Origin of the sequence: Pseudomonas sp. BIGb0278 (assembly GCF_024809895.1) — a bacterium.
Lineage (GTDB): Bacteria > Pseudomonadota > Gammaproteobacteria > Pseudomonadales > Pseudomonadaceae > Aquipseudomonas > Aquipseudomonas shirazensis.
Window position 1 is genome coordinate 1,517,453 of the sequence record NZ_JANUEL010000001.1, and the last position, 26,697, is coordinate 1,544,149.

Below are 26,697 nucleotides of genomic sequence, written 5' to 3' on the forward strand. Positions count from 1 at the left end.
TGGCTCAAGGCGCCGGATTTGGCGTACGCCGATGCACAGCCTGAATCTCGGCCAGCAGTTCGTCATCCAGTTGCAGCTCCAGCGCACCGAGGTTGTCGTGCAACTGCGCCAGGCTGGTCTGGCCAGTAATGGCACTGGCTACGAACGGCTGACGGATGACGAAGGCCAGCGCCAGCTGCGCTGGGCTCAAACCTCGCTTGGCGGCGATCTGCACATAGCTGGCGATGACGCTGTTGGCTTCACTGCTGTCGTAGCGGTTGAAGGTGCGGTACACCGACGACAGGCGCGCGCCTTCGGGGCGTGCGCCATCGAGGTATTTGCCGGTCAGCGTGCCGAACGCCAGCGGTGAATACGCCAGCAAGCTCACGCCGTCACGGTGGCTGAACTCCGACAAGCCGTTCTCATACAGGCGGTTGAGCAAGCTGTACGGGTTCTGGATGCTGGCAATGCGCGGCAAATCGCGTTGTTCGCTGTGCCGCAGGAACTGCGCCACGCCCCACGGCGTTTCGTTGGAAACGCCGATATGGCGGACCTTGCCGGCTTTGACCTGTTCGTCGAGCACCGCCAGGGTTTCAGCGATTGCAGCGCTGTCCGGGTGGTCATCCACGTAGGGGTATTCACGCGCGCCGAAGAAGTTGGTGGTGCGGTCCGGCCAGTGCAACTGATACAGGTCCAGATAGTCGGTGCGCAGGCGCTTGAGACTGCCATCCAGCGCGGCAACGATATTGCGCCGATCATGGTGCGAGAGGCCGTCACGAATGTGCGTCTGCCCTGCAGGATCACGCGACGGCCCGGCAATCTTGCTTGCCAGCACCAGTTTGTCGCGGTTACCGCTTGCAGCAAGCCAACTGCCGATGAAGCGCTCCGTGGTGGTCCAGGTTTCGGCCCGGGTCGGCGTTGGGTACATCTCGGCGGTATCGATCAGATTGATCCCGGCGGCGATGGCGGCGTCCAGTTGCTGGTGGGCATCCTGCTCGGTGTTCTGGTGGCCCCAGGTCATCGAGCCAAGGCTGAGCAGGCTGACGTTGAGGTCGGTATGGCCCAGGCGGCGATACTGCATGATGTGATCCTTTTCGATAAATGACTGAAGGCGATGGTCTCAGGCCAGCCGCGCGAGGCCCGCGCTATTGGCCTGGGTGTACTGGTTGACGGCCTTGGGCAAGCCGAGGTGATCGCGCAAGGTGCGGCCCTGGTATTCGCGGCGGAACAAACCACGCTTCTGCAGTAGCGGAACAACCTCTTCGACGAACACCTGCGCGCCTGACGGGAACATGTCCGGCATGATGTTGAAGCCGTCGCCGGCGCCAGCCAGGAACCATTCGGCCAAGGTGTCGGCAACCTGCTCGGGCGTGCCGACGGCCAACCGGTGGCCCACCAGAATCCGCCGCGACAGCTGGCGGATGGTCAGGTTCTCGCGCCGGGCCAGGTTCAGTTGCGCCTCGAGAAACCCATGCGAGCCGCGCTCGAAGTCCGCTACAGCGCCGATTTGCGCCCAGGGCAGCGGCGCGTCCGGGTCCAGTTCGCGGGCATCAATGCCGATCCGCCCGGCCACTTGCTGCAGCAAACCGTGCTCACCGTGCCAGGCATTGAGCTGGTCGAAGCGCGCGTGGGCCTCGGCCTCGGTGCAGCCGATTACCGTCGACAGCCCGGGCATGATCTTCAAGTGCTGCGGGTCGCGGCCCCAGGCTTGGGCGCGTTGTTTCATCTCGCGATAAAAGTCCAGGCCGTCGGGCAAGGTGGTCTGGGTGGTGAAGATCGCATCGGCGTAACGTGAGCCAAGCGCTTTGCCGCCTTCGGACGAACCGGCCTGGACCAGCACTGGCCGGCCTTGCGGCGAGCGTGGCAGGTTGAGCGGGCCCTTGACCTGGAAGTGCTCGCCCTTGAAGTCCACCGTGTGCACTTTGCTCGGGTCGGCAAAGCGGCCTGTGGCGCGGTCGCCGATGATCGCGTCGTCCTCCCAGCTATCCCACAGCTTGAGGGTTACATCGACGAACTCCTCGGCACGGCCATAGCGGTCGACATGCAGCGGCGCGCCGCTTAGGCCGAAGTTTTGCGCGGCGGCATCGCCGGCGTTGGTGACCACGTTCCAGGCGGCACGGCCGCCGCTGATGTGATCCAGCGAGGCGATCCGCCGAGCCAGATTGAACGGCTCGTTGTAGGTACTGGAACAGGTGGCGATGACGCCAATATGTTCGGTGGCCGCCGCCACGGCGGTAAGCAGCAGGGTCGGCTCCAGGCGCCCGCCCGGTTGGCTGGCGACATCCGGTGGCAATGCCGGGCCATCGGCGAGAAAGATCGCGTCAAGGCAGCCACGTTCGGAGATGCGCGCGATGTTGCGGTAATAGTCGACGTCGATATAGGCATTCAGCGCAGCCTCGCCCTGACGCCAGGCGCCGGAGTGTGAGCCAAAGCCGAGAATGTTCATGCCCAGGCTCATCTGTTTTGCTTGCGTCATGGGGTTGCTCCTGTTCAGACAGCGCTGGCTTCATCGAAGGTGGGCTGCACGTCACTGGCTGCCAACTGTTTGGCCCGCCAGGCGGCAGCCGGGCTGATGCCGTTGAGGTAGTAGTTGCCCAGCGCCTGCTCGCGATAGATCGCTGGATTGTGCGATGCCAGGGTGCGCGCGTTGCGCCAGTGGCGGTCGAGCCGACGCTGGTTGCTGGTGGCCGAAGCGCCGCCGACTTCGAACAGCAAGCTGGTCGCCTCAAGTACTTGCGGCAAAACGATCTGTTGCGCCTGGAAGGCCTGCACTTCGGCATCGGTGTAGAGCTGCTCCGGCACCGCGCCGAGCTGGCCGGCTGCAGATGCAGCCTGCAGGCTCTGGGCAACCGCGCCAACCTGCGCTTCGGCACTGAAGGCCAGGCTCGACAGGCGCCCGACCACTTGTTGCACCAGTGGGTCGTCAGCCGGTCGCGACTGGCCGGGCAAGCCGAACGCGCGGGTGCGGCCCTGTACAAAGCCCACGGCATCCGCCAGGACAGCCCGGGCGATGCCTGCCAGGGTGGCCAGGTGAACGGCCTGGTAGAACGCCGTCAGGTACGATTCGGCGCGCAGTTCGCGCTTGGCAAAACGACGCAGAATGTGCCGTTCGGGGACGGCAACCTGGTTGAAGCGGGTGGTGCCGCTGCCGGTCAGGCGCTGGCCAAAGCCGTCCCAGTCATCGACCACTTCAACCCCGGCCGCGCGGGTCGGCACCGCCAGGCTGACGAAGTCGTCGCCATGGTTGGCCACGGCTGCAACCCAGTCCGCGTAGAGCGTGCCGGTGCAGTAATACTTTTCGCCATCGAGGCGATAGCCGCCCTCCCCACTGTCGCTCAATTGCACCGTGTTGCTGGTGCTGTCAGTGCGCTCGGCCATGGCCGCACCCCACAGCTCACCGGCGGCAACGCGGGCAAACCAGTACTGCTGCGAATCAGCATCGGCTGCCGACAGGCGACCTTCGACGAAGCCAAAGTGCGCGCGAAAGATCTGCGGCAGATTCGAATCAGCCTGTCCCAGGCGCACCAGCTGGCGCAGCAATTGCGGCAGCGAGGCGCCCAGCCCGCCGTGGACGTGCGGGACCCTGAGCGCGCCAAACCCCGCTGCGCGCAACCAGGCCACTTGCTCATGGGCCAGGGCTCGTTGCTGCTCGCGTTCAACAGCGCCGGCGGCGATGCGGGTGTAGATCGGGCCGAACCGCGCGTCCAGTTCGGCATCGGTGATTGCAGTGTTCGATGGGTGACTCATGACGGTTCCTTTCACGGATTCAATGATGGGCAGTGCGCGGGTCAATGGCCTGGGTCAACAGGTCCACCAGCAGATTGACCAGCACGTAGATGGCAGCAGCCAGCAAGGTCACGCCGAGCACCAGCGGCACGTCCTTGTTGGCAGTCGCGTCGAGCATCAAGCGGCCGATGCCCTGGCGGCCGAACAGCAGCTCGAGCACCACCGCCCCGCCGAGCAGGCTGGCGAATACATATCCGGCCAGCGTCACCAACGGCACCAGCGCGTGACGCAAGGCATGGCGCAGGCGCACGCCGGTATCGGACATGCCGCGGGCGCGTGCCTGAGTGATGAAGGGTTGCTCGAGCACCTGTTCCAGTGACTGGCGCAGCACCTGCGCCAGCAGCGCAGCGATGGGCAGACCCAGCGCCAGACTGGGCAGCAGCAGCGACCGCCAGCCGGCCGAGCCGGACGGCGGCAGCAAGTGGAAATAGAAACTAAAGGCGAGCAGCAGCACCGTCCCGATGACGAAATTGGGTACCGCCGAGAGCACCAGCTCGACCCCCGATACCAGCGCCCGCAAGCGCCGTCCGCGGTTGGCGGTGAGCAGCGCCGACGCCAGGGCCAGCACTACCGCCAGCAACGCTGCAGTGCTGGCCAGGGCCAAGGTCGCACCGAGTTGCTCGCCGATCGCCTGCACCACCGGGATGCGCAAGCGGTACGACTCGCCAAGATCACCCTGAGCAAGGCGTCCCAGGTAGCTCAGGTACTGCCGCCACAGCGGCTGATCAAGGCCGTACTCGGCGCGCACCTGGGCCAGCAGCTCGGCGCTGGGCATTGCATCCGGGCCGCCGACAATCGCCAGCGCGGTATCACCGCCACTGTGCTGCATGCCCAGAAAAGTCAGGCTGGCTGCCGCCCACAGCACAATCACACCATCGCGCAGGCGGCGCAGTACCGTCGCCACTAACTTCATGGTTGCTCCTTGGCCAGCCACACGCTGGTGAACAGAGGGACATTGTGCGAGCCGTCGAACAGCACGCCGGCGACGGCCTTGCGGTAGGCCAGCAGCATCTGGCTTTCTACCGACGGCACTGCCGGCACGGTCTCGCCGAGCCGTTGCTGGGCCAGCCGATAGAGCTCGCGACGCCGCTGCGGGTCGGTGCTGCGGCGCGCCTCGCCCAGGTATTGGTCCAGTTGCGCATCACGAAAATGGCCAACGTTCTGACCAATCAAACGGGCGCTGGGAATGGCATTGCTGTGATAGAGGATGTACAGGCCGTCAGCCGTATTGGTGTGCCAGTAGCCGCCACCGATGGCATCGAACTCACCGGCGTAGCGCAGCTGCATGACCCGCGTCAGCGGCAGTACTTCGATGGCCATGGCAAAGCCGATCTTGCGCAAATCGGCTTGTACCGCCACTGCAACGTTGGCCGGAAACGCCGGGTTGTCATAGGTGAGCAAGGTCGCTTGCAGGCGCTGGCCGTTGCGCATGCGTACGCCATCGGCAGCGCGCTCGGTCCAGCCGGCCGCATCCAGCAGGCGATTGGCTGCGGCCGGGTCGAACGCCAGTGCGTCCTGCGCAACCGGGTCGTAGCCTGGGGTATTCACGGCGAGATAGTCGCCCTTGGCGAGAAATTCGCCAAAGCCCGATATCCATGCCAGGCCGTCGCGGTCGATGGCTTTGGCCATGGCCTGGCGCACCCGCACATCGTCAAACGGCACCCGCTCGACATTGAAGGTGATGCTGCGCGCAGGATTGCCTTTGCGGATCCGGCTGCGCAGGGTCAATTGCGGGTTGGCGCGGATCGCAGCGGCGTTCTGCGGCGGTGCGTCGAGGGCCATGTCGCTGTCGCCGGCTTCCAGTGCGGTGTAGCGGACCATCGCCTCGGGCACATAGCTCAGTTCGAGCCGATACAGATAAGCCTCGCCCTGATGTTTGATCGCCGCCGGCGACCAATCATAGCCAGCGCGACGGCTGAACACCGCGCCTTGGTCGCGCACATAGCTGTCGAGCACGAACGGCCCGCTGCCGATCGGCCGGGTCGCGATGCTACGAGGCGCCTCCAGGATCTGCTTCGGCGAAATCATGCCCAGCCATGCCTGCGAGAGCACGTCGAGGAACGGCGCGTAAGGCTCGCGCAGGGTCGCCTCGAAGGTGAACTCGTCGATCACCCGGCCCTTGAGGTAAGGCGCAATATAAGCGGCCGCCAGTGGAGATTTGGTCGCCGGGTCACGCATGTGCTCAAGGTTCAGCCGCACCGTCTCGGCATCGAACCGCGCGCCGTCGCTGAAGGTGACGTCATCGCGCAGGTGAAAGGTATAGGTCAGGCCATCGGCACTGATATCCCAGCCTTTCGCCAGCCAGGGCGTCAGCGTGCCGTCTTCGGCCTGATAGACCAGGCAATCGAACAGGATCCGCCCCAACCACTGCATGTTGCCGTGGGACAAGCCGTGGATGTCGAAGCTGCCCGAATCGGTGGCGGCAGACACGCGCAAGGTGCCACCGCGCAGGCCCTCACGCTGCTCGACAAAATCACTCGCCGGGTAGCGCATGATGCCGTTGACGGCCGTCACCGCCTCGCCTTTGAGGCTGCTTGCCGTGTGCGGCGGCGCGGGTGGCGAGCAGCCGCCGAACAGCAGCGCGCTGGCCAGCAGCATCGGCGTCAGCACGTGCCTTTGGGCAGCCGCCATCAGAAGCGCACCGCTACGCCGGTGGTGACTGAGAACGCATCACCCGGATAAAAATTGGCAGAGTCGCGACCGTTGGCGTTGTAGGCGGTGTTGGCCGCACTGGCGTAGCGCTGGTCGGTGAGGTTGCGCAGGTCAGCAAACACTTCCCACTTGCGGCTCGGCGCCTGGAAGCCGACCTTGGCCCCCCACAGCAGGTACGACGGCGCCTGCCAGGTGTTGGCGTAATCGATGTAATAGCTGGAGGCTGCGCGCAGGTTGAGCGAGGCGTAGAAACCGCTGGCCTGGCGGTAGGCCAGTTCAGCCTGGTACACCTGGCGCGGCAGGCTTGGCAGTTCGTTGCCGCCGAAGGTGTCGTCGTCGCGGTACTTGAAGTCGTTGAGGGTGTAAGCCTGGCGCAGGTCGAGGGTGTCGCCGCTGGCACCGGTCCAGAGCAGCGCATTGAGGCCGGCTTCGATGCCTTGGTGAATCGTCGGGCTGGCGTTCGAGGTCGCCGTCAGTTGGTCCTGGGTGGCGCTGGCCTGGCGCACCACCACAGTCAGCAGCTCATCCTGCACCCACGAGCGGTACAGGGTCAGGCTGCCATCGAAGATGCCGTGACTGCCGCGCACACCGACTTCGAAGGTGGTGGCTTTCTGTGGCCGCACATCATAGAGAAACGGGTTGCCAGTACTGCCCAACTGCCAAGTCACCGGCGGGTCGATGCTGCGGCTGACATTGCCGAACAGCTGCAATTCGGGGTTGATCTGATAGCGCAGGCCGAGCCGCGGCGCCAGGTCATTTTCGACATATTCAACGCGGGTCGGCAGGTTGCTGGGGTTGGCCGTGGTCAGCGTGGTGCCTTCGATCTCGGCCTTGCGGCGGATATTGACGAACGACAAGCCCGAGGACAGCCACAGCGCATCGGTCAATTGCAGCTCGTTGCCGAACGTCAGCACCGTGTCCCGCGAGCCGGTGTAGTTGGTCTCCTGGATTTTCGCGCCGGTGCTGCGATTGTGCGACTTGACGTCAGCCAGCGAAGCCCGGGTGTTGCTGAAGATGATGCTGCTGTCGCTGGGCAGGCCGAACAGGCGATCGCCGGTACGGAAATAGCGCAGGGTCAGGTTGATGTCCTTGGAGCGCCAGTCCTGCGGCGTGGGTGAGTAGCGCCAGCCGTTGAGCAAGGGGTAGTTGTTGTATGAAGCGCCGACTTCGAGTTTGTTGCCATCGTCGAAGGTGTAGGTGGTCTTGTTGCCGATGAAGGTGGTGCCGTCCTTGCGCCGCCCGGTCGGGGCGCTATTGCTGCGCGGGTCGTGCTTGAGCTGTTGGCGGGTCAGCGTGTTGCCGTTGGTGAGTTGCTCCTCGCGGTATTTGACGAACAGCCGGGTTTCCAGCTTGGGGCTGAACACATGACCGAAGTTGGCCGCCAGGCCGCGGCCTTCGTTGTTGGCCTGGTCCTGGTAGCCGTCGCGCTCGTTGTGCAGCACGTTGATGTAATAGTCGCTGTCGCCGACTACGCCACCGGTGCTCAGCTGTTGCTTGCGGTAACCGTAGCTGCCCACCTCGAAGCGGGCGTAATTACCCGGGTCGGTGCGCCCGGTCTTGCTGACGAAATTGATCGCGCCGCCCAGCGACAGCGCTGCGTACTCAGAGGCGTTGCCGCCGTACAGGACCTCTGTGTGGTCGATGCCCTGCATGTCGAGGAAGTCTTCCTGGGTGCCGCCGGGACCGGTGATCGGCAGGCCGTCGAAAAGAAACTTGGTGCCCAGCACGTAGCCTTGATAGAAGGTATTGAGCCCGGAACCGCGGATCGAAATCTTGTTCGCGGCGGTGCCGCTGGTGCCTTGGGCGAACACCCCCGGCTGCAGGGCGAGGACGTCTTCGGCATTGGCAGCACGGCCCTGCTCGACCTGACGGTTGTCGATCACTGCAGTATTGCCGGCAACCTTCTGCAGGCGCTTCTGATCCTTCTGAGCGCCACTGGCTGCGGCGCCGGTGACGGTAACTGTGCCGAGAGTGGACTCCCCGGCAGCAAATACCGAGGGGCTGAGCAGCGCCATCAGCACTGCCACACTGGCGGCGTTGCCTAGCGGGTGACCGGTAAGTCGAACTTTCGCACGCAATGCTGATACTCCCTTTATATATATCACCGCCGCACCTCGCTGTTTCGAGGGCCACCGTTGAATGCTTGTAAAGTGAGTACTGCAGGTGTCGTGCCAGCTATTAAAGTACCTGTTTACTGGCCTTCAGGCGCCTTGCCTAGTTGTGCTCCAGCACAAACTGTTGCCGCTCTGTTGCTCAGCCAACAGTTGCCCGTATCTTTCCAATAAGCGCTCAAGCACGGCCATCAGAGCAGTTTCGCAAAGACCACATCACTCCTTGATTCGAGTAATTAACATATAACCTTGAGTGTTTGAATGCCGACAGCCGAGCAACAATTAAGGTGCTTTTCACTCACGCATCGAAGACTGAATGACGGCGCGCCCCGCCCCGCAGTGTCTTTCCCAAGCTGGCATAAAACCTGCTCTGCAATTTGTGACAGGCCTGACTATGCCCATAGAACGCCGAGGCAACTAACTAATGAACTTCAAGGATTACCCCAATGCCCGTGCTGCAACCCAATCAACTGCGTGTGGCTGTCCGCCACGCCACCCTGGCCACAGCCCTTAGCGCCACCCTGGCCAGCCCACTGTATGCTGCAGAGACCGAACGGACCCTGGGTACCGTCACCGTCCAAGGGGCAAAGCAGACTGCTGCGCAAGCGGCCAGTAGCCAACTGGCAGAGGTCCCTGGTGGCACCAGCGTGGTCGACAGCGAAGAAGTCGCCAAAGGCCGCACCGGCAACCTGCAGGACACGCTTGGCTATCAGCCGGGGGTATTCGTGCAGTCCACCGGCGGCAACGATGCGGCCAAGATCTCCATTCGAGGCTCGGGCGCAAACACCTCGCCGGGCTACTTTCGGGAAGGCATCAAGTTTCTCTTCGATGGCCTGCCGCTGACCGGTCCGGGCGGCACGCCGTATGAGTTCCTCAACGCCGCAGGGGTCAACTACACCGAGATCCTGCGCGGCGCCAACGCCTTCCAGTACGGTGCCTTGACCCTCGGCGGCGCGGTCAACTTCGTCAATCACAGTGGCTATACCGCGCCCGGCCTGCGCCTGCGTGGCGAGGCCGGCAGCTACGGTTACCAGAAGCAGAGCATCAGTTATGGCGGGGTCGAGGGCGACCTGGATTACTACCTGCAAGCCGACAACTACCGCAACGACGGCTACCGCGACTACAGCCTGTCGCGCAGTTCAGGCATCGTTGCCAATGCCGGCTACCGCTTCAGCCCCAAACTTGAAACGCGGGTATTGCTGCGTTACCGCGACGAATTCCACAATGACCCAAGCGCGACGACCCTCGCCGCGGCCAAGCACAACCCACGCCGGGCCAGTGCGACCGCCGAAAGCAGCGGTGCTGGAGCGCGCCGCCCCGGCAGCATCTGGCTGGGCAGCAAGACCACCTACACCTTCGACGACGATGCCCGGCTGACCGTCGGTTTGTCCTACCACGACTACCGCCACACCAATAACCCGCGCAGCCCGACCAACCCCAGCTATTGGGACTGGCACGACCTCGGCCTGCTGCTCGGCTATGACCGCATCGACACCTTGTTCGGCCATGAAAGCCGCAGCAGCATTGCCTTCACCTCGACCCAACACCTGCGCGGTGGGGTCAATTCGACCAATGACGACAAGGTCAGCTTGAAGAAAGTCGACTATCAGGATTCGTTCGACCGGGTGATCGCCCTGGGCAATGACCTCAACCTGGTCGATGGCCTGTGGCTGACCAGCGGTGTGTCGTTCGTCAACGTGCGACGCAAGGCCGACATCGACTACGCGGTGAACCCCAACCGCACCGACTTCCCGCAGCATGTCGACTACGACAACTGGAGCGTCGCCCCGCGGGTCGGTTTGCGCTATGAGTTCAGCCCCAACCTGCAGGTATTCACCAACCTCAGCCGCAGTATCGACCCGCCGGCATCCTGGGAATACTCAGGCTCCGGGCCGACCCTGCCGTACATTCGCCCGCTGGTGGAACAGAAAGGCAACACCTTCGAAGTCGGCATCAAAGGCTCGCACGGGATCTTCGACGGCAGCCTGGCGCTGTACCGCTCGTGGATTCATAACGAGTTGCTCAACGTGCAGATCATCCCGGCCAGCAATGGCGCGGCGCCGGTCACCGGCGCGTTCAATGCCACGCCGACCATTCACCAGGGCATCGAAGCAGGCCTGAACACACGCCTGTGGGAAAACCCGCAAGGCGATCAGGTGCGCCTGCGCCAGGTTTACACCCTGAACGACTTCTACTACCGCAACGACGATACCTTCGGCGACAACCAGCTGCCAGGCATCCCCAAGCATGTCTATCAAGGCGAGTTGCAATACCAGCACCACAGCGGCTGGTACAGCGGCGTCAACGTGCAGTCGGCATCGCGCACGGCAGTGGACTACGCCAACACGCTGTATGCGCCTTCGTACACGATCTGGGGCGCAAAAGTGGGTTACGAGGCGCCCAAGGGCAATTGGAAAGTCTCGCTGGACGTGAAAAACCTGGCCAACAAAGCTTATGTTTCGGCCATTACCCCCGTCTACAACGCGCGCGGGCAGGATTCGGCGTCGTTCTGGCCGGGCGACGGCATCGGCGCCTATGTTGGGCTCGAGCTGCGCTACTGACGGCAAACCGGCGTTGCCCCGCGCAAGCGGAGCAACGCCGACGGCTCAGAGGTTCGAGGCGCGCGGCATCAGTTCATAGGGCAACTTGAAGCCGGGCATAGCCTTGATCCGCTGTTTCCAGGCTTCGATATGAGGGAAATCACTCAGCTGCATGCCGGTATCTTCAGGCATGTACACGTAGCCGGCCAGCGATAGGTCAGCGATGGTCAAGCGCCCGCCGACCATATAGGGCGTGCTGCTCAGGTGCTGGTCGACCACGCGATAGGCCGCTTTTGCCCGATCGCGGAAGAACGTCGTGACTTCGGTTTCACCGGTCTTTTTCAAACCGTAGAGAAAACGCAGGGTCGCGTAATAGCTGGTGAATTTGTGGTTATCGAACAACATCCAGCGCCAGATCTCACGGCGCTCGTCTTCACTGTGCCAGCCAAACTTGCCCGTCTGCTCGGCCAGGTACTCGAGAATCAGCGCCGACTGGGTCAAAGTTTTGCCGTTGTGTTCAAGCACTGGCACTTCGCCCTGCTGATTGACCTGGCTGCGCCAGTCTTCATCTCGGGTCTGGCCATTGAAGAAGTCGACCGGCACCGCTTGCCAATCGCAACCGGTCAATTCAAGCATCAGCGCAACCTTGTAGGCGTTGCCGGATTCACCAAAGCAGTGCAGCGTGTATTCAGACATGGTCGACCTTCAGCTTGGGTTGAATGAAACAGCTCGCCCAGCAGTAGAGCATGGCTCGGGTACGTAGACCACTGCGCGCGCGCAGCCAATTGAACTAGTTTCAGTCATTGCCGCTCTTATTATCATGCAGACATTCCCCTAGGCTTCACCCTTCTGGAGGTTTCGCCATGCGTCGTTTGATTGTTGTTTCTTCGCTGTTGGTTCTGCTGCCTGTTGGCTCGGCAATGGCCCGAGTCGATGGCCGTGATATCGCTACTTCGGCGGGTGTATCCGCTTCCCTGTACTCGACCTTCAAGGATGACAAACGGATCATCCCGGCGCGTGACGAGCTGTCGGCATTCGTGGCCAGCGGCGGTGCCATCCGTGGCGCCTACGTTGAATCGGCGCTGGAACAAGCGCGTCAGAGCAATCCTGGCCTGCAGGTCAGTGACGAAGAGCTGGCTCAGGCGATCCTGTCGCAAGACAACTGATCGCTGCTGTATGCGACAAACACTGGACCACGTCTACGCCCAGCGTAACGTGGTCTTTTGCTGTGCGGCTTTGATAATCATCCGTCATTTTCAATAAATCGACGAAACAGTCTCGGCGCGCCACGCCTTGGTGCCCTCACTGCCAGACGCTATGGTTGCTGCAACTCCTCACCACTCAGCGGAACAGCCTCCATGAAAGCCATTGTCTTTACTCAGCACGGCCTGCCGATCAGCGATCCTGCGGCATTGTTCGACACCGAGCTTGAGCAGCCCACCCCTGGACCCCGCGATCTGCTGGTCGAAGTGCAGGCCATCTCGGTCAACCCGGTCGATACCAAGGTCCGCGCCGGCAGCGGCAGCACCGCGCAGCCGAAAGTACTCGGTTGGGACGCCGTGGGTATCGTCCGGGAGGTCGGCAGCGACGTCAGCTTGTTCCAGCCAGGCGATGAGGTCTTCTACGCCGGCGCCATCGACCGACCCGGCAGCTACAGCCAGTTTCACTTGGTGGATGAGCGCATTGTCGGGCATAAACCGCGCCGCCTCGACGCCGCCAGTGCCGCAGCGCTGCCGCTGACGTCGATCACCGCCTGGGAGCTGTTGTTCGACCGCCTGGGCGTTGCCGAAGGTGGCGGCCAGGGGCAGACCCTGCTGATCGTCGGTGCTGGCGGTGGGGTGGGCTCAATCCTTACCCAACTGGCCCGCAAACTGACCGACCTGACCGTGATCGGCACTGCCTCACGCGCCGAAACTCAGCAATGGGTCAAGGACCTGGGCGCGCATCATGTGGTCGATCACAGCCAGCCGCTGCCCGCACAGGTTGCCCAGATCGGCGATGGCCAGGTCGATATGGTCATCAGCCTGACCCACACCGACCGCCACTTCGCTCAGCTGATCGAAGTCCTGCGTCCACAAGGTCGGCTGGCGTTGATCGACGACCCGGCAACTCTCGACGTCGTGCCGCTCAAGCGCAAATCGTTGTCGCTGCACTGGGAGCTGATGTTCACCCGCTCGCTGTACCAGACCGCCGACATGATCAAGCAGCACCAATTGCTGGATCGAGTTGCGGCACTGGTTGACGAAGGGGTGTTACGCACCACCTTGGGTGAGCACTTCGGTGCGATCAATGCACAGAACCTGCGCCGGGCTCACGCCCTGATCGAGAGCGGCAAGGCCAAGGGCAAGATCGTCCTAGAAGGATTCGACGCCTAGGCTTGCTCAGCCAGCGGCTGTACCTGGATCAATCGCCCAGGGCCTGCAGCCGCTGTAACAGGAATGCGCGCAATTGCTGCACCACCGGCGTCAATGACTGCCGGTGGGCACACACCAGGTGCAACGGCGTCGGCTGCCCCCAGGCCCGCGGGAACAGCTCGACCAACCGCCCGGCCTCGAGGTCGGCGCGCACATCCAGCTGCGACTTGAACACCACACCCAGCCCCGCCACCGCCCAGCGCCGCACCACATCGGCATCATCACTGGTGCGATCGCCGGCGACCATCACCGCCTTGACGCCGTGCTCGGTATGAAAGCTCCAGCGTTCATGGGTCAGGTCGCCCATCATGTAGCGCAGGCAGTTGTGCTGGGTGAGATCTTCTGGGGTGCGCGGCGCACCATGCCGGGCGATGTAGGCAGGTGCTGCGCAGAGGATGCGCCGGTTGTTCGCCGCCAGCGGCAGCGCCACGAGGCTGGAGTCGGCCAACTGCCCATAACGAATCCCCGCATCCAGTCGGTCACTGAAAAAGTCCGCAACCTGGTCGCTCAGCCTTAGCTGCAGTTCGATCCGTGGGTGCGCCGCCTGAAACTCATCCAGCCACGGCAACAGCAGGTTACGGCCCAGATCGGAAGGCATCGACAGGCGCAGCGCCCCGGCAATTTCCTCGCGCCCGTCAGCCAGTGCCAACTCACCCTCGCTGAGTGCTTCCAGCACCTGACGGGCATGCGGCAGGTAGCGCTGGCCATCGTCGGACAGGCGCAGTTTGCGCGTCGAACGCACGAACAAACGGATACCCAGGCTGCGCTCCAGGCGCTGCACCGCACCGCTGGCCAAGGCCGGGGAAATATCCAGTTGCCGCGCCGCCGCCGAGAAGCTGCCGGCCTCGACGGTGGTGACGAATACCTGCAGATCGTCCATGCGCACCAGTTTCTTGATCAACCGCCAATCCTCACCTATTCAAGCCAAAGCCTTGCCGTAGAGCGCTGAGGGTCTAGGCTGACAGTTCAAGCCAATAAAAAGAGACCAACAATGCCGATGCCCCGCCCACCCTTTGCCGCCGCCCTCGCCCTGTGCCTGGCCTGCTCCCAGGCCATTGCCGCCGAACCGACCCCACAGGACCTGCTCAAGCAAGCCCAAGCCGAGCAAGCACATTACCTCGACACCCTCAAAAGCCTGGTCTCGGTCGACACCGGTACCGGCACCGAAGCAGGCCTTAGCCAGGTCAGCGCGGAACTGGTCAAGCGCCTCAAGGCGCTCGGTGCCCAGGTTGAAACCCATCCCGCCACACCTTCTGTTGGCGACAACATCGTCGGTACCTTCAAGGGCACCGGCAGCAAAGACTTCATGCTGATGGTCCACTACGACACCGTGTTTGGCCCCGGCACGGTGGCCAAGCGGCCGTTTCGTATCGAAGGCGAACGCGCCTACGGCCCCGGTGTTGCCGATGCCAAAGGCGGCGTGGCGATGATCCTGCACGCGCTCAAGCTGCTGCAGGACCAGCAATTCAAAGGCTACCGGACCCTCACCGTACTGTTCAATCCAGATGAAGAAATGGGCTCCGCCGGCTCCAAAAAGATCATCGCCGAGCTGGCCCGCAAGCATGATTACGTATTCTCCTACGAGCCGCCAGACAAGGACGCCGTCACTGTCGCCACCAACGGTATCAACCGCCTCAAACTCGAAGTCAAAGGCCGCTCCTCGCACGCTGGTTCTGCACCTGAAGAAGGCCGCAACGCACTGACCGAATTGTCCCATCAGATCCTCCAGTTGAAGGACCTGGGCGATGCCAACAAAGGCACCACGGTCAACTGGACCCTGGCAAAAGCCGGCGAAAAGGCCAACATCATTCCTGCCCTGGCCACGGCCGAAGCCGACATGCGCTATTCGGACTTGAGCGAAAGCGATCGCGTCGCGGCCGATGCCAAACGCATCGCACAAAAGCAGCTGATCGCCGACACCCAGACCAGCGTCACCCTCGAGAAAGGCCGCCCACCCCTGGCGCGCAATGAAGGCTCAAGCGCCCTGGCCACAACCGCCGGCCAGCTGTATGGCCAGATCGACCGCACGCTTGAGCCGATTGCGATGCGCTTTGGCACCGACGCCGGGTATGCCTACGTGCCGGGCAGCGCGAAGCCTGCAGTGCTGGAAACCATGGGTGTGGTCGGTGCTGGGCTGCATGGCGATGACGAGTACATCGAGCTGGCCAGTGTCGCACCGCGCTTGTACCTGACGGTGGCGATGATCAGGAAGCTGGCGCAGTAAGCCTTGCAGTCGTGAGGGAGCGTGATGAACATTCTCTACGATGAACGCGTCGATGGCCGGCTGCCGGCCATCGACCAGGCCGAGGTGCTGGGGGCGCTGCGCAGCGCCCTGCCCGACCTGGAGATGCTGCACCGCAGCGAGGACCTCAAGCCGTATGAGTGCGATGGCCTCTCGGTCTATCGCACCCTGCCGTTGCTGGTGGTACTGCCAGAGCGGCTGGAGCAGGTGCAGACGCTGCTCAGGATTTGCCACCAGCGCGGGGTGCCGGTGGTTGCGCGCGGCGCAGGCACTGGTCTGTCCGGCGGCGCCTTGCCGTTGAGCAAGGGCATCCTGCTGGTGATGGCGCGCTTCAACCAGATCCTTGAGGTCAACCCGCAGGGGCGTTATGCCAGGGTGCAACCTGGCGTGCGCAACCTGGCCATCTCTCAGGCCGCAGCGCCGTACGGCCTCTACTACGCACCTGATCCGTCGTCGCAGATCGCCTGTTCGATTGGCGGCAACGTGGCTGAAAACGCCGGCGGTGTGCATTGCCTGAAATACGGCCTTACCGTGCACAACCTGCTCAAAGTCGACATCCTCACCATCGAAGGCGAGCGCCTGAGTCTGGGCAGTGATGCCCTGGACAGCCCGGGCTTTGACTTGCTGGCGCTGTTTACCGGCTCCGAAGGCATGCTCGGCATTGTCACCGAAGTCACCGTCAAATTGCTGGCCAAGCCGCAGGTGGCGCGGGTGCTGTTGGCCAGCTTCAACAGCGTCGAGAACGCTGGCCGCGCGGTTGCCGAAATCATCGGCGCGGGGGTCATCCCCGCGGGCCTGGAGATGATGGACAACCTCGCTATCCGCGCCGCTGAAGACTTCATCCATGCCGGCTACCCGGTGGACGCAGCGGCGATCCTGCTGTGTGAACTGGATGGCGTCGAAGCCGATGTAACAGCGGACTGCGCGCGGGTGCAGGCCGTGCTGGAGCAGGCTGGGGCGAGCCAGGTGCAACTGGCCTGCGACGAGGCGCAGCGGGTGCGTTTCTGGGCCGGGCGCAAGAACGCCTTCCCTGCCGTGGGGCGGATTTCAGCGGACTACTACTGCATGGACGGCACGATTCCCCGCCGCCAGCTGGCGCGGGTGCTCAGTGCGATCGCTGAGTTGTCCGCCGAATATGGGTTGCGCGTGGCCAATGTGTTTCATGCCGGCGATGGCAATATGCACCCGCTGATCCTGTTTGACGCCAATGTGCCGGGCGAGCTGGAGCGGGCTGAAGCCATCGGCGGCAAGATCCTCGAGCTGTGCGTGGCGGTGGGTGGCAGCATTACCGGCGAGCATGGCGTCGGCCGGGAAAAGATCAATCAGATGTGCGCGCAGTTCAACAGCGACGAAATCACCCTGTTTCACGCAGTCAAGGCAGCGTTTGACTCGCGGGGGCTGCTCAACCCCGGCAAGAACATTCCGACCCTGCAGCGCTGCGCCGAATTTGGCGCCCTGCATGTACACCATGGCCAACTGCCCTTCCCTGACCTGGAGCGCTTCTGATGAGCCTTGCCGGTGATCTGAGCCAGGACCTGCTTGATCAGGTCAAGCAGGCGCTGGCTGCAAATACGCCACTGCGCATCCAGGGTAGCAACAGCAAGGCCATGCTCGGCAACCCCGTTGCAGGCGAGCTCATCGACACCCGCGGCCATAGCGGCATCGTCAGCTACGACCCTGCCGAGCTGGTCCTGACCGCGCGCGCCGGGACGCCACTGGCTGAAATCGAAGCCGTATTGGCTGAAGCTGGGCAGATGCTGCCCTGGGAACCGCCGCATCTGGGGCCGGCAGCAACAGTGGGCGGCACGGTTGCAGCGGGGCTTTCCGGCCCACGCAGGCCCTGGGCGGGGGCGGTGCGCGACCATGTTCTCGGCAGCCGCGTCATCACCGGCCACGGCAAGTTGCTGCGGTTCGGCGGCGAAGTGATGAAGAACGTTGCCGGCTACGACCTGTCACGCCTGCTCACCGGCAGCTTCGGCTGCCTTGGGCTGCTCAGCGAAGTCTCGCTCAAAGTGCTGCCGCGACCGCGCCAATGCCTCAGCCTGCGCTTGCATATGCCTGCGCATCTGGCACTCAGTGCACTCGCTGAATGGGGTCAACAGCCGCTGCCGATCAGCGCAGCCTGCCATGACGGCGAGGCACTCTGCCTGCGCCTGGAAGGTGGCGAAGGGTCGGTACAGTCGGCATTTCAGCGCCTCGGCGGCGAGCTGATCGACAGCCGCTTCTGGGACGATCTGCGCGAGCAGCGGCTGGCGTTTTTTGCCGATTCGCAGCCGCTCTGGCGCCTGTCGCTGCCAATTGCCTCAGGCCCCACCGGCCTGCCTGGGCGCGAGCTGATCGACTGGAGCGGCGCCCAGCGCTGGCTGAAGTCCACAGCACCCGCTGCGCAGATCCGCAGCCAGGCCGCTGCCCTCGGAGGGCACGCCACGGCCTATTCAGCAGTTGCTGACAGCTTTACCCCATTGCCCGCAGCGCTGCTGCGCTACCACCGAGCACTCAAACAGCAGCTCGACCCCCAGGGCATCTTCAATCCCGGGCGTATGTATGCAGACTTATGAGGGCAGATCATGCAGACCAATCTGAGCGAAGCAGCCCAAGGCCTGGCCCGCGGCGCAGAAGCCGAGCGCATTCTGCGCTCTTGCGTGCACTGTGGTTTCTGCACCGCCACCTGCCCCACCTACCAACTCCTGGGCGACGAGCTGGATGGGCCACGTGGCCGGATCTACCTGATCAAGCAAGTACTGGAAGGCGCGCCGGTCACCGCCAGCACCCAACTGCATCTGGACCGCTGCCTGACCTGCCGCAACTGCGAAAGCACTTGCCCCTCAGGCGTGCAATACCACGACCTGCTGGACATCGGCCGCGCCGTGGTCGAGGCACAGGTACCCCGCCCGCTCGGTCAACGCCTGCTGCGTGGCGCGCTGCGCGCCGTGGTGCCACGGCCAACCCTGTTCCAGGCGCTGACTCGCAGCGGCCAGGTACTGCGCCCGCTGCTACCGGCGGGTCTAAAAACCAAGTTGCCTGCAAGCGTGACAGCGCCAGGCCTGCGCCCGGCGCCGCGGCACAACCGTCGCGTGCTCTTGCTTGAAGGCTGCGTACAAGCAGCATTTTCACCCAACACCAACAGCGCCACCGCACGCGTGCTCGATCGCCTCGGCATCAGTGTCGAGCCAAGCCCGGCGGCGGGCTGCTGCGGCTCGGTGGAGTATCACTTGAACGCCCAAGAGCAGGGTTTGCAACGCGCCCGGAACAACATCGATGCCTGGTGGCCGGCGGTTGAGGCCGGCGCTGAAGCCATTGTGCAGACCGCCAGCGGCTGCGGCGCGTTTATCCATGAGTACGGCCATTTGCTTGCCCACGACCCGCTGTACGCCGGCAAAGCCGCCCGCATCAGCGCCCTCGCCCGTGACCTGGTGGAGGTTGTGCGCGCCGAGCCGCTGGAGCTGCTCGGCCGGTGCCGCGAACAACGGCTGGCGTTCCACTGCCCCTGCACGCTGCAACATGCGCTCAAACTCGGCGGTGCGGTGGAAGCCGTGTTGACACGGCTGGGCTTAAGCCTCACCAGCGTGCCGGACGGGCACCTGTGCTGTGGCTCGGCAGGTACCTACTCGCTGACCCAGCCCGAGTTGGCCCGGCAACTACGCGATAATCGCCTGGACGCGCTGGAATGCGGCAAACCGCAGATCATCGCCACTGCCAATATCGGCTGTCAGACCCATCTCGACGGCGCGGGCCGCACGCCTGTGCGGCACTGGATCGAAATCGTCGAGCAAGCGTTGACCGCGCAGGGCTGATCAACTCGCTTGATCTGTTTTCAAGAGTGGCGCAAAAACGCTCTGAAACGTACCCTGCAGCCGTAATGCCAAAGTGCCATGCGTCGGTTTTCGCCACGCGCGTCCACTGTTTTTGCATACCATGCGCACATTGATGCAGTCATACCGTATATCGGAGTTGTCTACCTCAGGAAGAGGCCCGCACGTTCAAGCCATTTCCGCCTCTGGCGAGATGTTGATACCCAGCCATCAAGAGGCACCCGCAATGAACATTTCCAGCACCGGCGAAACCCCTTCCCCTGGGTGCCGCCACTGTCGTGACAGCGAACCGCTGCCGTTTGCCATCAGCATGGCCTTCCAGCCGATCATCGACGCGTCAAGTTCGGCCGTATTCGCCTACGAGTCCTTGGTCCGCGGCACCGATGGCAGCGGTGCCAAGAGCATCCTCGACCAGGTCACTCAGGCCAATCGCTACAAGTTCGACCAGTCGTGCCGAGTCAAGGCGGTGGAGCTGGCCACCAAGCTCGCGCTGCCGACCTACCTGAGCATCAACTTCCTGCCCAACGCGGTGTATCAGCCAGCCGCGTGTATCCGCGCCACGCTCGATGCTGCTCAGCGCTTCAACTTCCCTACCAATCGGATCATCTTCGAATTCACTGAAAACGAAAGCATGGTCGACAAGCAGCACCTGCACGGCATTGTGCTCGAGTACCAGAAGCTTGGCTTCAAGACCGCGATCGACGACTTCGGAGCTGGCTATTCGGGGCTGGGTCTGCTGGCAGAGTTTCAGCCAGACATCATCAAGATCGACATGGAGCTGATCCGCGATATTCACCAGAGCCGCGCACGCTGCGCGATTGTCGAAGGCATCGTCGGTATCTGCCGCAAGCTCGACATCACGGTGATCGCCGAAGGTATCGAGCGCGTCGAGGAGTACCTGACACTGCGCAGCCTGGGCGTCAATCTGTTCCAGGGCTATCTGTTTGCCCGCCCTGGCTTCGAGACACTGCCGGACGTGCATTGGCCTGGCCGCGAAACTGTCTGCTAGAGCAGGTATCCTGAGCATTCAGACGCGCTCGGGAACGCTCCATGGAACTGCACATTCGCCTCGAAGGGGGCAAAGGCCTTGCCGATCAGCTCTATCAGCAGCTGCGCGCCGGTATCGACAGCGGCCACCTCGCGGCGGGTAGCCAATTGCCGCCAACGCGCTTGCTGGCCGAGCAATTGGGCGTGTCGCGCAAGACCGTTGCCGAGGCGTATTCGCGCCTGACCTACGACAACTTGCTCAGCGCCGTGGTTGGCCGCGGCACATTCATCAGCCAGCGGCGCGCGCCTCAGGCAACCCCTACGGCGGTGGTCGAACTGGCGGCCAGCGCGTCGCTGCAACGCTGGCAGCAACGGGCAACGGTGCTCGCCAGGCCCGGTTTGGACAGCCCGTCGCGCTATGACTTCATCGGTGGCGCTTCGACCAAGGCACAGTTCCCGTTCGACCAATGGCGCAGCTGCATGCAGTACGCCCTGCGCCGCAGCCAGCGCCACCCCGAACGGCAATTCCATGCCCAGGGCCTGGCGGAGCTGCGCGAAGCCATCGCCCATCACATTGCCTACGCTCGCGGCGTGCATTGCAGTGCGGCGGACATCCTGGTCTGCAACGGTGCCCAGCAAGCGCTGGACCTGATCGCCCGGGTGCTGGTCGAGCCGGGCTGTCGAGTGGCCATGGAAGACCCCGGCTATTCACCGGCGCGCCAGCTGTTTCTCGCTTTGGGCGCTCAACTGCAATCGGTGCCGGTGGATGAGCAAGGCCTGTGCGTTGAACAGATCGAGCCTGGCACGCGGCTGATCTATGTGACGCCATCGCATCAATTTCCGCTGGGCATGCCGATGAGCGAAGCACGCCGCCAGGCCCTGCTGGACAAGGCCGCTGAGCTGGGCGCGCTGATCATCGAAGACGACTATGACTGTGAGTTCCGCTATCAGGGACCAACCAGCGATGCCCTGCAGCGACTAGACCGGCACGGCCTGGTGGCGTATGTCGGGACCTTTTCCAAGACCTTGCTGCCGGAATTGCGCCTCGGCTATGCGGTGCTGCCGCCCGCAGTACTGCGCGCCGCCTGCGTGGCCAAGCACCTGAGCGATCTGCACAGCCCGGCCCTGCAACAGTGGGCATTGGCGCGGTTTATCAACGAGGGCTACCTGAGCAAGCACATCCGCCGTTGCCACGAAATATACAGCGCCCGCCGCGGGCGGATCCTGCAGCGTTTGCAGGGGGACCTGGCGCCATGGTTCAGTGCGGTGCCGGCCAATGCTGGCTTCCACATGAGCGCGCTGGCCAGCCCCACTGTCGATGTCGAGTTGCTGATCAAGCTGGTGCGCAAGGTCGAGGTCGGCCTGTATTCGCTGGCGCCGTTCTTCAGCGAGGTGCCCGTACGCCCTGGCCTGCTACTGGGCTTCGGCGCCATCGAGCTACTGGATATCGACCCGGCGCTGGACCGGGTCGCCGATACCCTGCGCCAGATCAGCTGAGCGGCTGCACCTCGGCACCACGTGCTGGCCGGGCCATCGCGCCAGCGTAGCCCTGCGGGACGAACCGAGCGGTGACCAGCAACATGGCCACTACCGTCAGCGTGAGCAAGGTCCATGAGGCCTCAAAGTCGCCGGTGACATCGCGCAGCCAGCCGGTGATGTACGGCACGATGCCGGTAATGATAAAGCCGATACCTTGCACGAAAGCCGCCAGGCTTCCCGCCTCTGCCGGGTTTTTCAGATGTTCCAGAGTCAAGGTCAGGCTCAGGCTGAAACATGAGCCCAGACCAAAACCGATCAAGCCGACCCACAACCCCATCGCGCTGTTGGGTGCCAGCAGCAGCCCGCTGAAGCCGCACAGTTGCACCAGCAACGCCAGCCACAGGCCAGGCCGGCGATCCACCAGATGGCGCAACAGCCATGGCATCCCCAGCGCGCCGATGACCTGGAACACGGTCATCAAACCGACCAGGTCACCCCCGCCCTGAGCGGTGCCGCCGTGCTCCAGGTGATAGGCCGGCAGCCACGCCACCATGCTCGTGTAACCGCCGTTGATCAGGCCGAAGTACAGTGCGAGCAACCACGCTCGGCGATTGCCGAACCAGTGCCCGCGCGCCGCGCCCGGTGCCTGTGCAGGCGCCTGGCGTGGACGCAACACGCCCCAGGCAAGCATTGCCAGCAGCGCCGGCACTGCCCAGATGCCAAGGCCGACCTGCCAGCGCTGAAAGTACTCGCTGATGTGCGGGCCAAGCACCGCCGCCAGGCCGCCGCCGGTCATCAACGCCGCTGAATAAAGGCCCATGCTGGTTGCCAGCCGCTGCGGGAACCAGCGGTTGACCAACCCCGGCATCATGCCTTGCACCAGCGCCACGCCGATCCCAGCCAGCAATGCACTGACGATCAGCGCCCAGGCGCTGGCCACCTGCAAACGCCACAGGCATGCCGCAGCGATGGCGCCCAAGCCGAACAGCATGCCGCCATGCTCACTCAGCCAGCGTCGCAGCCAGGGCTGGGTCAAGGGCACCAGGCCCATGCACAGCACCGGCAACGCAGTCAGCAGCGCCGCTTGCTGATAGCCAAGGCCGGTACTGGCGCGCATCGCTTCAAGCAACGGCCCGATGCTGGTCAGGATCGGCCGCAGATTAAGCGCCAGGAGCATGATCAGCAGCAGGTTCAATGCACCTCTCATACCTGCTGGGCCTGCTGCCATTGTTGATACAGGCCAGCCTCGCCCTGCGGCTTGAGTGGCCGCAAAGGCAGGCTTTGCTGTTGCGCCGGCTTGGCCATTTCAGCGTATACGGCAGCGGTCGACAGGCCGAAGGCAGCGCCCTCGTCGTTGTCGTAGGCAAACCATGCGCGCTCGATGCCGCACAGGTGCATGGCCGCCAGACACATCGGGCACGGGTGACCGCTGGCGTAGACCTCTGCGCCGTCCAGGCGCGCGGTGCCGAGCACCTGCGACGCCTGGCGGATAGCCTGCATTTCGGCATGGGCAGTTGGGTCCTGGCTGCTGTGGATCTCATTGACGGCACGCGCCACTACCCGACCTTGATAGACCAGCACAGCCCCGAACGGACGGCCGCCGGCCTGAATATTCTCTCGGGCCAGATCCAGCGCTTCGCGCATATGGCTTGGGTTGGACATGAATGAATCTCCGGTAAGCGATGCGCTGATTATCCCGACTCCAGGGTCAAGGCTGAAATGAAGAGATTGGATGCCTGTCAGTGGCCACCTGAATAGCGCCATTGGCCTCCTGGCAAAGCCGGGGATTGGCTATCGGGCGCCACGCTGCCCGGCGCTAAGCTTTGCGCAACAGCCCGCCAGCCGGCGACCTCTAGCACCTACCGGAGCCAAACCATGCACAGTCGCCTTGAATGGGCCAAACACGCGCCCGAAGCCTACAAAGCCATGCTCAGCCTGGAGCAGGCGCTGGCCAACAGTGGCCTGGAAGCCTCGCTGCTCGAGCTGATCCGCCTGCGCGCCTCGCAGATCAACGGCTGCGCCTACTGCGTCAACCTGCACAGCAATGATGCGCGCAAGGCCGGCGAAACCGAGGCCCGTTTACAAACCTTGCTGGTCTGGCAGGAAACCCACTACTTCACCCCTCGCGAGCGGGCAGCGCTGGCCTGGGTCGAGAGCCTGACCAAGTTGCCTGAACACGGTGCGCCGCAAGACCAGTATCAAGCGCTGCAGGAGCATTTCGAGCCTGCCGAAGTGGTCAACCTGACGCTGGCAATTGCCACCATCAACGCCTGGAATCGTTTCGGCGTAGGGTTCGCAATGATCCCGGCCTGAGCTGCGGTTACTCGCGTCCGAGCAGCCGCGAGCGGTAGCTACCAGGGCTGTGCCCGGTCCATTTCTTGAACGCGCGGTGAAACGCGCTGGGCTCCTGGAAACCGGTCTGCTCGGCGATTTCAGCAACGCTCAAGCGGCCCTCGCGCAGGCGTTCGAAGGCCATCGCCCGACGTACTTCGTCCTTGATCTGCTGGTATGAGCGCCCTTCGCGCTGCAACTGCCGGCGAAAGCTGCTGGCGCTCAAACCCTGCTGCTCTGCCAGGCCGACCAGCGTCGGCCACTCGCCATAATCGCGGGCCTTGAGGTGGCGATAAACCTTCGCCACCAGGCCGTTCTGATTGCGAAAGCGAATGACCAGTCCTTGCGGCGCAGTGCGCAAAAAAGTCTTCAGGGCGGCCAGGTCCTGCACTACGGGCAGGCGCAGGTCGGCACTGTTGAACTCCACCTCGGTACGGCCACTGCCCAGGCGCAGGTCAGCGCCCCACAGCAGCGTGTCGTCTTCCAGTGGCGGGCGTGCAATGGCCAGCTCGGTGCGTTCGATCTGCAACCGGCGCCCGCCCAACCAGCACAGCAGACCGACCACCAGCACCAGATAGGTTTCCTCGGCATACCCCCGGGTCAGCGGATCGGCAATGCTCGACTGCACGCTGATCACTGTGCGCGAGCCACGTACGCTGATCGAGCCACGCAGGTCGCGCAGAAACAGGCCGAAATTGCCCAGGCACTGACGCAGTGCCTTGTCCAGGCTGGGCTCCTGGATCAACCCCCGGCAGATCAAGGCAAAGCTGCCCAGCGGCATGCCATGGCTGTCGAGGCGGAAAAATTCGTCGTCCAGCACCTGAATCAAACTTAACCAGAGCTGGGCAAAGGCCTTGGCCGGCACCCGTGCCTCCGGGTCTTCAAGCAGCTCAGGGGGTATGCCGACGGCGCGCAACTTTGCATCGCGCAACTGCGGCTGATCAGCCAGGGCATGCAGCATGGCCTGGAGAAAATACACCGCGACCGAATCGCTATCGCGCATGGCTGGGGTTCGCTTGTCTATGCTGAGTGGCAAAAAACGCCAGGTTGAATGAGCAGATCCGACATAGGCCGCCAGGCAGGCATTGCCTAGACTCGGGCCATCCACAGATGGCGGCCATTCTCGCAGAGCCTGGCCCCGTCCCGCTACGCCTTCGCAACAGGAGCCCGCCATGAGCAGTACAGAAATCTTCGTAGTCAGTGCCGTCCGTTCCGCCATCGGAGGCTTTGGCGGTGCCCTCAAGGACCTGCCGCTGGCCGACCTCGCCACGGCGCTGGCCCGTGCCGCCATCGAGCGCTCCGGCGTCGCTGCCGAGCAGATTGGTCATGTGGTGATGGGCAACGTCATCCCCACCGAAGCCCGCGATGCCTATCTGGGCCGAGTGGCGGCGATGAATGCCGGCATTCCCAAGGAAACTCCGGCCTTCAACGTCAACCGCCTGTGCGGTTCGGGCCTGCAAGCGATCGTCTCGGCCGCGCAAAGCTTGCTGCTGGGCGACACCGATATCGCCCTGGCGGCCGGCGCCGAGTCGATGAGCCGCGCGCCGTACCTGCTGCCACAGGCGCGCTGGGGCGCACGCATGGGTGATCTGCAAGGCATCGATTATCTGGTCGGTGTGCTGCAGGACCCGTTCGAGCATTTCCACATGGGCATCACCGCCGAGAACGTCGCGGCCAAGCACGGCATCACCCGGCAGATGCAGGACGAGCTGGCGCTGACCAGCCAGCAACGCGCCGCCCGGGCGATTGCCGAAGGCCGTTTTGACAGCCAGATCGTGCCGCTGGAACTGAAAACCCGCAAAGGCCCAGTGCAGTTCGCCGTCGACGAGCATGTGCGCGGCGATGTCAGCGCCGAGCAGTTGGCTGCGATGAAGACTGTGTTCAAGAAGGACGGTACGGTCACCGCAGGCAATGCCAGCGGTATCAACGACGGCGCCGCCGGCCTGGTGCTGGCCACCGGTGAAGCGGTACGCCGGCTGGGCCTCAAGCCGCTGGCGCGGTTGGTAGCCTACGCACACGCCGGCGTCGAGCCGGCGCTGATGGGCCTGGGGCCGATTCCGGCTACGCAAAAAGCGCTGCAAAAGGCCGGCCTGACGGTCAATGACCTGGATGTGATCGAGTCCAACGAGGCGTTTGCCGCGCAAGCCTGCGCAGTGGCTCGCGCGCTGGACTTCGACCCAGAGAAGGTCAACCCGAACGGCTCGGGCATCTCGCTCGGTCACCCGGTCGGCGCCACCGGTGCAATCATTGCTACCAAAGCCATCCATGAACTGCAGCGGGTGCAAGGCCGCTATGCCCTGGCGACCATGTGCATCGGCGGCGGCCAAGGCATCGCTGTCGTCTTTGAACGCGTATAAGGAGCGG

The 26,697-nt window shown here is 63.6% G+C and carries 22 protein-coding genes; 11 read left to right on the forward strand and 11 right to left on the reverse strand.

Annotated elements, in window-relative coordinates; genetic code table 11:
* Window positions 1–4 precede the first annotated feature (4 nt).
* The 6 genes from M2396_RS06940 to M2396_RS06965 are packed head-to-tail and all read right to left on the reverse strand — an operon-like array spanning window position 5 to window position 8,495.
* Window positions 5–1,060 (reverse strand): NADP(H)-dependent aldo-keto reductase, encoded by a 1,056-nt coding sequence (locus tag M2396_RS06940; protein ID WP_259073981.1) that lies wholly within the window; start codon window positions 1,058–1,060, stop codon window positions 5–7.
* 39 nt (window positions 1,061–1,099) lie between these two features.
* Window positions 1,100–2,455, reverse strand: a complete 1,356-nt coding sequence (locus M2396_RS06945; RefSeq protein WP_259073982.1) for an LLM class flavin-dependent oxidoreductase — start codon at window positions 2,453–2,455, stop codon at window positions 1,100–1,102.
* A 14-nt stretch (window positions 2,456–2,469) separates the two neighbouring features.
* Window positions 2,470–3,726, reverse strand: a complete 1,257-nt coding sequence (locus tag M2396_RS06950) for an acyl-CoA dehydrogenase (RefSeq protein ID WP_259073983.1) — start codon at window positions 3,724–3,726, stop codon at window positions 2,470–2,472.
* 19 nt (window positions 3,727–3,745) lie between these two features.
* Window positions 3,746–4,678, reverse strand: a complete 933-nt coding sequence (locus M2396_RS06955) for an ABC transporter permease (protein ID WP_150571929.1) — start codon at window positions 4,676–4,678, stop codon at window positions 3,746–3,748.
* The gene (locus tag M2396_RS06960) at window positions 4,675–6,396 is read right to left on the reverse strand and encodes an ABC transporter substrate-binding protein (RefSeq protein ID WP_259073984.1); all 1,722 of its coding nucleotides are present in this window, start codon (window positions 6,394–6,396) and stop codon (window positions 4,675–4,677) included. Before M2396_RS06960 ends, M2396_RS06955 begins: the two co-directional genes overlap by 4 nt.
* Window positions 6,396–8,495: a TonB-dependent receptor domain-containing protein gene (locus M2396_RS06965; protein WP_259073985.1), complete on the reverse strand. Its 2,100-nt coding sequence runs from the start codon at window positions 8,493–8,495 to the stop codon at window positions 6,396–6,398. The genes M2396_RS06960 and M2396_RS06965 overlap by 1 nt, the downstream gene beginning before the upstream one ends.
* 479 nt (window positions 8,496–8,974) lie before the next feature.
* Between M2396_RS06965 and M2396_RS06970 the strand changes: the two genes are divergently transcribed.
* Window positions 8,975–11,089 (forward strand): TonB-dependent receptor domain-containing protein, encoded by a 2,115-nt coding sequence (locus M2396_RS06970; protein WP_259073986.1) that lies wholly within the window; start codon window positions 8,975–8,977, stop codon window positions 11,087–11,089.
* A 45-nt stretch (window positions 11,090–11,134) separates the two neighbouring features.
* On the opposite strand, the gene M2396_RS06975 is transcribed toward M2396_RS06970, so the two are convergent.
* On the reverse strand, window positions 11,135–11,764 hold the full coding sequence (locus tag M2396_RS06975) for a glutathione S-transferase family protein (RefSeq protein ID WP_101318957.1): 630 nt from the start codon (window positions 11,762–11,764) through the stop codon (window positions 11,135–11,137).
* Window positions 11,765–11,931: 167 nt separating this feature from the next.
* Between M2396_RS06975 and M2396_RS06980 the strand changes: the two genes are divergently transcribed.
* Window positions 11,932–12,234 (forward strand): DUF2388 domain-containing protein, encoded by a 303-nt coding sequence (locus M2396_RS06980; protein WP_101318955.1) that lies wholly within the window; start codon window positions 11,932–11,934, stop codon window positions 12,232–12,234.
* Between the two features lie 192 nt (window positions 12,235–12,426).
* Window positions 12,427–13,443: a zinc-binding alcohol dehydrogenase family protein gene (locus M2396_RS06985; RefSeq protein WP_259073987.1), complete on the forward strand. Its 1,017-nt coding sequence runs from the start codon at window positions 12,427–12,429 to the stop codon at window positions 13,441–13,443.
* 28 nt (window positions 13,444–13,471) lie between these two features.
* Here M2396_RS06985 and M2396_RS06990 read toward each other — a convergent pair whose 3' ends face one another.
* Window positions 13,472–14,371, reverse strand: a complete 900-nt coding sequence (locus M2396_RS06990) for a LysR family transcriptional regulator (RefSeq protein ID WP_150569629.1) — start codon at window positions 14,369–14,371, stop codon at window positions 13,472–13,474.
* Between the two features lie 102 nt (window positions 14,372–14,473).
* Between M2396_RS06990 and M2396_RS06995 the strand changes: the two genes are divergently transcribed.
* The 6 genes from M2396_RS06995 to M2396_RS07020 all read left to right on the forward strand — a co-directional run bounded on the left by M2396_RS06995 (window position 14,474) and on the right by M2396_RS07020 (window position 22,020).
* Window positions 14,474–15,706, forward strand: coding sequence for a M20/M25/M40 family metallo-hydrolase (locus M2396_RS06995; RefSeq protein WP_101318951.1), 1,233 nt, complete (start codon window positions 14,474–14,476; stop codon window positions 15,704–15,706).
* Between the two features lie 24 nt (window positions 15,707–15,730).
* On the forward strand, window positions 15,731–17,230 hold the full coding sequence (gene glcD, locus M2396_RS07000; protein WP_259073988.1) for a glycolate oxidase subunit GlcD: 1,500 nt from the start codon (window positions 15,731–15,733) through the stop codon (window positions 17,228–17,230).
* Window positions 17,230–18,282, forward strand: coding sequence for a glycolate oxidase subunit GlcE (gene glcE, locus M2396_RS07005; protein ID WP_259073990.1), 1,053 nt, complete (start codon window positions 17,230–17,232; stop codon window positions 18,280–18,282). The genes glcD and glcE overlap by 1 nt, the downstream gene beginning before the upstream one ends.
* Before the next feature lie 9 nt (window positions 18,283–18,291).
* On the forward strand, window positions 18,292–19,518 hold the full coding sequence (glcF, locus tag M2396_RS07010; RefSeq protein ID WP_259073991.1) for a glycolate oxidase subunit GlcF: 1,227 nt from the start codon (window positions 18,292–18,294) through the stop codon (window positions 19,516–19,518).
* A 244-nt stretch (window positions 19,519–19,762) separates the two neighbouring features.
* Window positions 19,763–20,545 carry an EAL domain-containing protein gene (locus tag M2396_RS07015; RefSeq protein ID WP_259073992.1) on the forward strand — a complete coding sequence of 261 codons (783 nt, stop codon included), beginning with the start codon at window positions 19,763–19,765 and terminating at the stop codon, window positions 20,543–20,545.
* 41 nt (window positions 20,546–20,586) lie between these two features.
* Window positions 20,587–22,020, forward strand: a complete 1,434-nt coding sequence (locus M2396_RS07020) for a PLP-dependent aminotransferase family protein (RefSeq protein ID WP_259073993.1) — start codon at window positions 20,587–20,589, stop codon at window positions 22,018–22,020.
* Here the strand turns inward: M2396_RS07020 and M2396_RS07025 are convergent.
* Both M2396_RS07025 and M2396_RS07030 read right to left on the reverse strand, forming a co-directional pair.
* Complete coding sequence (locus M2396_RS07025) at window positions 22,013–23,209, reverse strand: CynX/NimT family MFS transporter (protein WP_259073994.1); 1,197 nt, start codon at window positions 23,207–23,209, stop codon at window positions 22,013–22,015. The genes M2396_RS07020 and M2396_RS07025 overlap by 8 nt on opposite strands.
* Window positions 23,206–23,664, reverse strand: a complete 459-nt coding sequence (locus M2396_RS07030) for a nucleoside deaminase (RefSeq protein WP_150569416.1) — start codon at window positions 23,662–23,664, stop codon at window positions 23,206–23,208. The genes M2396_RS07025 and M2396_RS07030 overlap by 4 nt, the downstream gene beginning before the upstream one ends.
* A 213-nt stretch (window positions 23,665–23,877) precedes the next feature.
* Here M2396_RS07030 and M2396_RS07035 point away from each other — a divergent pair, with 213 nt between their 5' ends.
* The gene (locus M2396_RS07035; protein WP_101318936.1) at window positions 23,878–24,315 is read left to right on the forward strand and encodes a carboxymuconolactone decarboxylase family protein; all 438 of its coding nucleotides are present in this window, start codon (window positions 23,878–23,880) and stop codon (window positions 24,313–24,315) included.
* Window positions 24,316–24,322: 7 nt separating this feature from the next.
* Here the strand turns inward: M2396_RS07035 and M2396_RS07040 are convergent, their stop codons facing one another.
* On the reverse strand, window positions 24,323–25,336 hold the full coding sequence (locus tag M2396_RS07040; RefSeq protein ID WP_259073996.1) for an AraC family transcriptional regulator: 1,014 nt from the start codon (window positions 25,334–25,336) through the stop codon (window positions 24,323–24,325).
* A 169-nt stretch (window positions 25,337–25,505) separates the two neighbouring features.
* On the opposite strand from M2396_RS07040, the gene M2396_RS07045 reads away from it, so the two are divergent.
* Window positions 25,506–26,690 (forward strand): acetyl-CoA C-acyltransferase family protein, encoded by a 1,185-nt coding sequence (locus M2396_RS07045; protein WP_259073997.1) that lies wholly within the window; start codon window positions 25,506–25,508, stop codon window positions 26,688–26,690.
* Window positions 26,691–26,697: the final 7 nt, after the last annotated feature.

Bases quoted from the DNA above. Each gene is read 5' to 3' on its own strand.
- glcE (WP_259073990.1), top strand. From the start codon at position 17,230: ATGAGCCTTGCCGGTGATCTGAGCCAGGACCTGCTTGATCAGGTCAAG.
- M2396_RS07045 (WP_259073997.1), top strand. From the start codon at position 25,506: ATGAGCAGTACAGAAATCTTCGTAGTCAGTGCCGTCCGTTCCGCCATC.
- M2396_RS07040 (WP_259073996.1), bottom strand. From the start codon at position 25,336: ATGCGCGATAGCGATTCGGTCGCGGTGTATTTTCTCCAGGCCATGCTG.
- M2396_RS07035 (WP_101318936.1), top strand. From the start codon at position 23,878: ATGCACAGTCGCCTTGAATGGGCCAAACACGCGCCCGAAGCCTACAAA.
- M2396_RS06955 (WP_150571929.1), bottom strand. From the start codon at position 4,678: ATGAAGTTAGTGGCGACGGTACTGCGCCGCCTGCGCGATGGTGTGATT.
- M2396_RS06950 (WP_259073983.1), bottom strand. From the start codon at position 3,726: ATGAGTCACCCATCGAACACTGCAATCACCGATGCCGAACTGGACGCG.
- glcF (WP_259073991.1), top strand. From the start codon at position 18,292: ATGCAGACCAATCTGAGCGAAGCAGCCCAAGGCCTGGCCCGCGGCGCA.
- M2396_RS07020 (WP_259073993.1), top strand. From the start codon at position 20,587: ATGGAACTGCACATTCGCCTCGAAGGGGGCAAAGGCCTTGCCGATCAG.
- M2396_RS06980 (WP_101318955.1), top strand. From the start codon at position 11,932: ATGCGTCGTTTGATTGTTGTTTCTTCGCTGTTGGTTCTGCTGCCTGTT.
- M2396_RS06985 (WP_259073987.1), top strand. From the start codon at position 12,427: ATGAAAGCCATTGTCTTTACTCAGCACGGCCTGCCGATCAGCGATCCT.
- M2396_RS06940 (WP_259073981.1), bottom strand. From the start codon at position 1,060: ATGCAGTATCGCCGCCTGGGCCATACCGACCTCAACGTCAGCCTGCTC.
- M2396_RS06945 (WP_259073982.1), bottom strand. From the start codon at position 2,455: ATGACGCAAGCAAAACAGATGAGCCTGGGCATGAACATTCTCGGCTTT.
- M2396_RS06960 (WP_259073984.1), bottom strand. From the start codon at position 6,396: ATGGCGGCTGCCCAAAGGCACGTGCTGACGCCGATGCTGCTGGCCAGC.
- M2396_RS07030 (WP_150569416.1), bottom strand. From the start codon at position 23,664: ATGTCCAACCCAAGCCATATGCGCGAAGCGCTGGATCTGGCCCGAGAG.
- M2396_RS07025 (WP_259073994.1), bottom strand. From the start codon at position 23,209: ATGAGAGGTGCATTGAACCTGCTGCTGATCATGCTCCTGGCGCTTAAT.
- M2396_RS07015 (WP_259073992.1), top strand. From the start codon at position 19,763: ATGAACATTTCCAGCACCGGCGAAACCCCTTCCCCTGGGTGCCGCCAC.
- glcD (WP_259073988.1), top strand. From the start codon at position 15,731: ATGAACATTCTCTACGATGAACGCGTCGATGGCCGGCTGCCGGCCATC.
- M2396_RS06975 (WP_101318957.1), bottom strand. From the start codon at position 11,764: ATGTCTGAATACACGCTGCACTGCTTTGGTGAATCCGGCAACGCCTAC.
- M2396_RS06970 (WP_259073986.1), top strand. From the start codon at position 8,975: ATGCCCGTGCTGCAACCCAATCAACTGCGTGTGGCTGTCCGCCACGCC.
- M2396_RS06995 (WP_101318951.1), top strand. From the start codon at position 14,474: ATGCCGATGCCCCGCCCACCCTTTGCCGCCGCCCTCGCCCTGTGCCTG.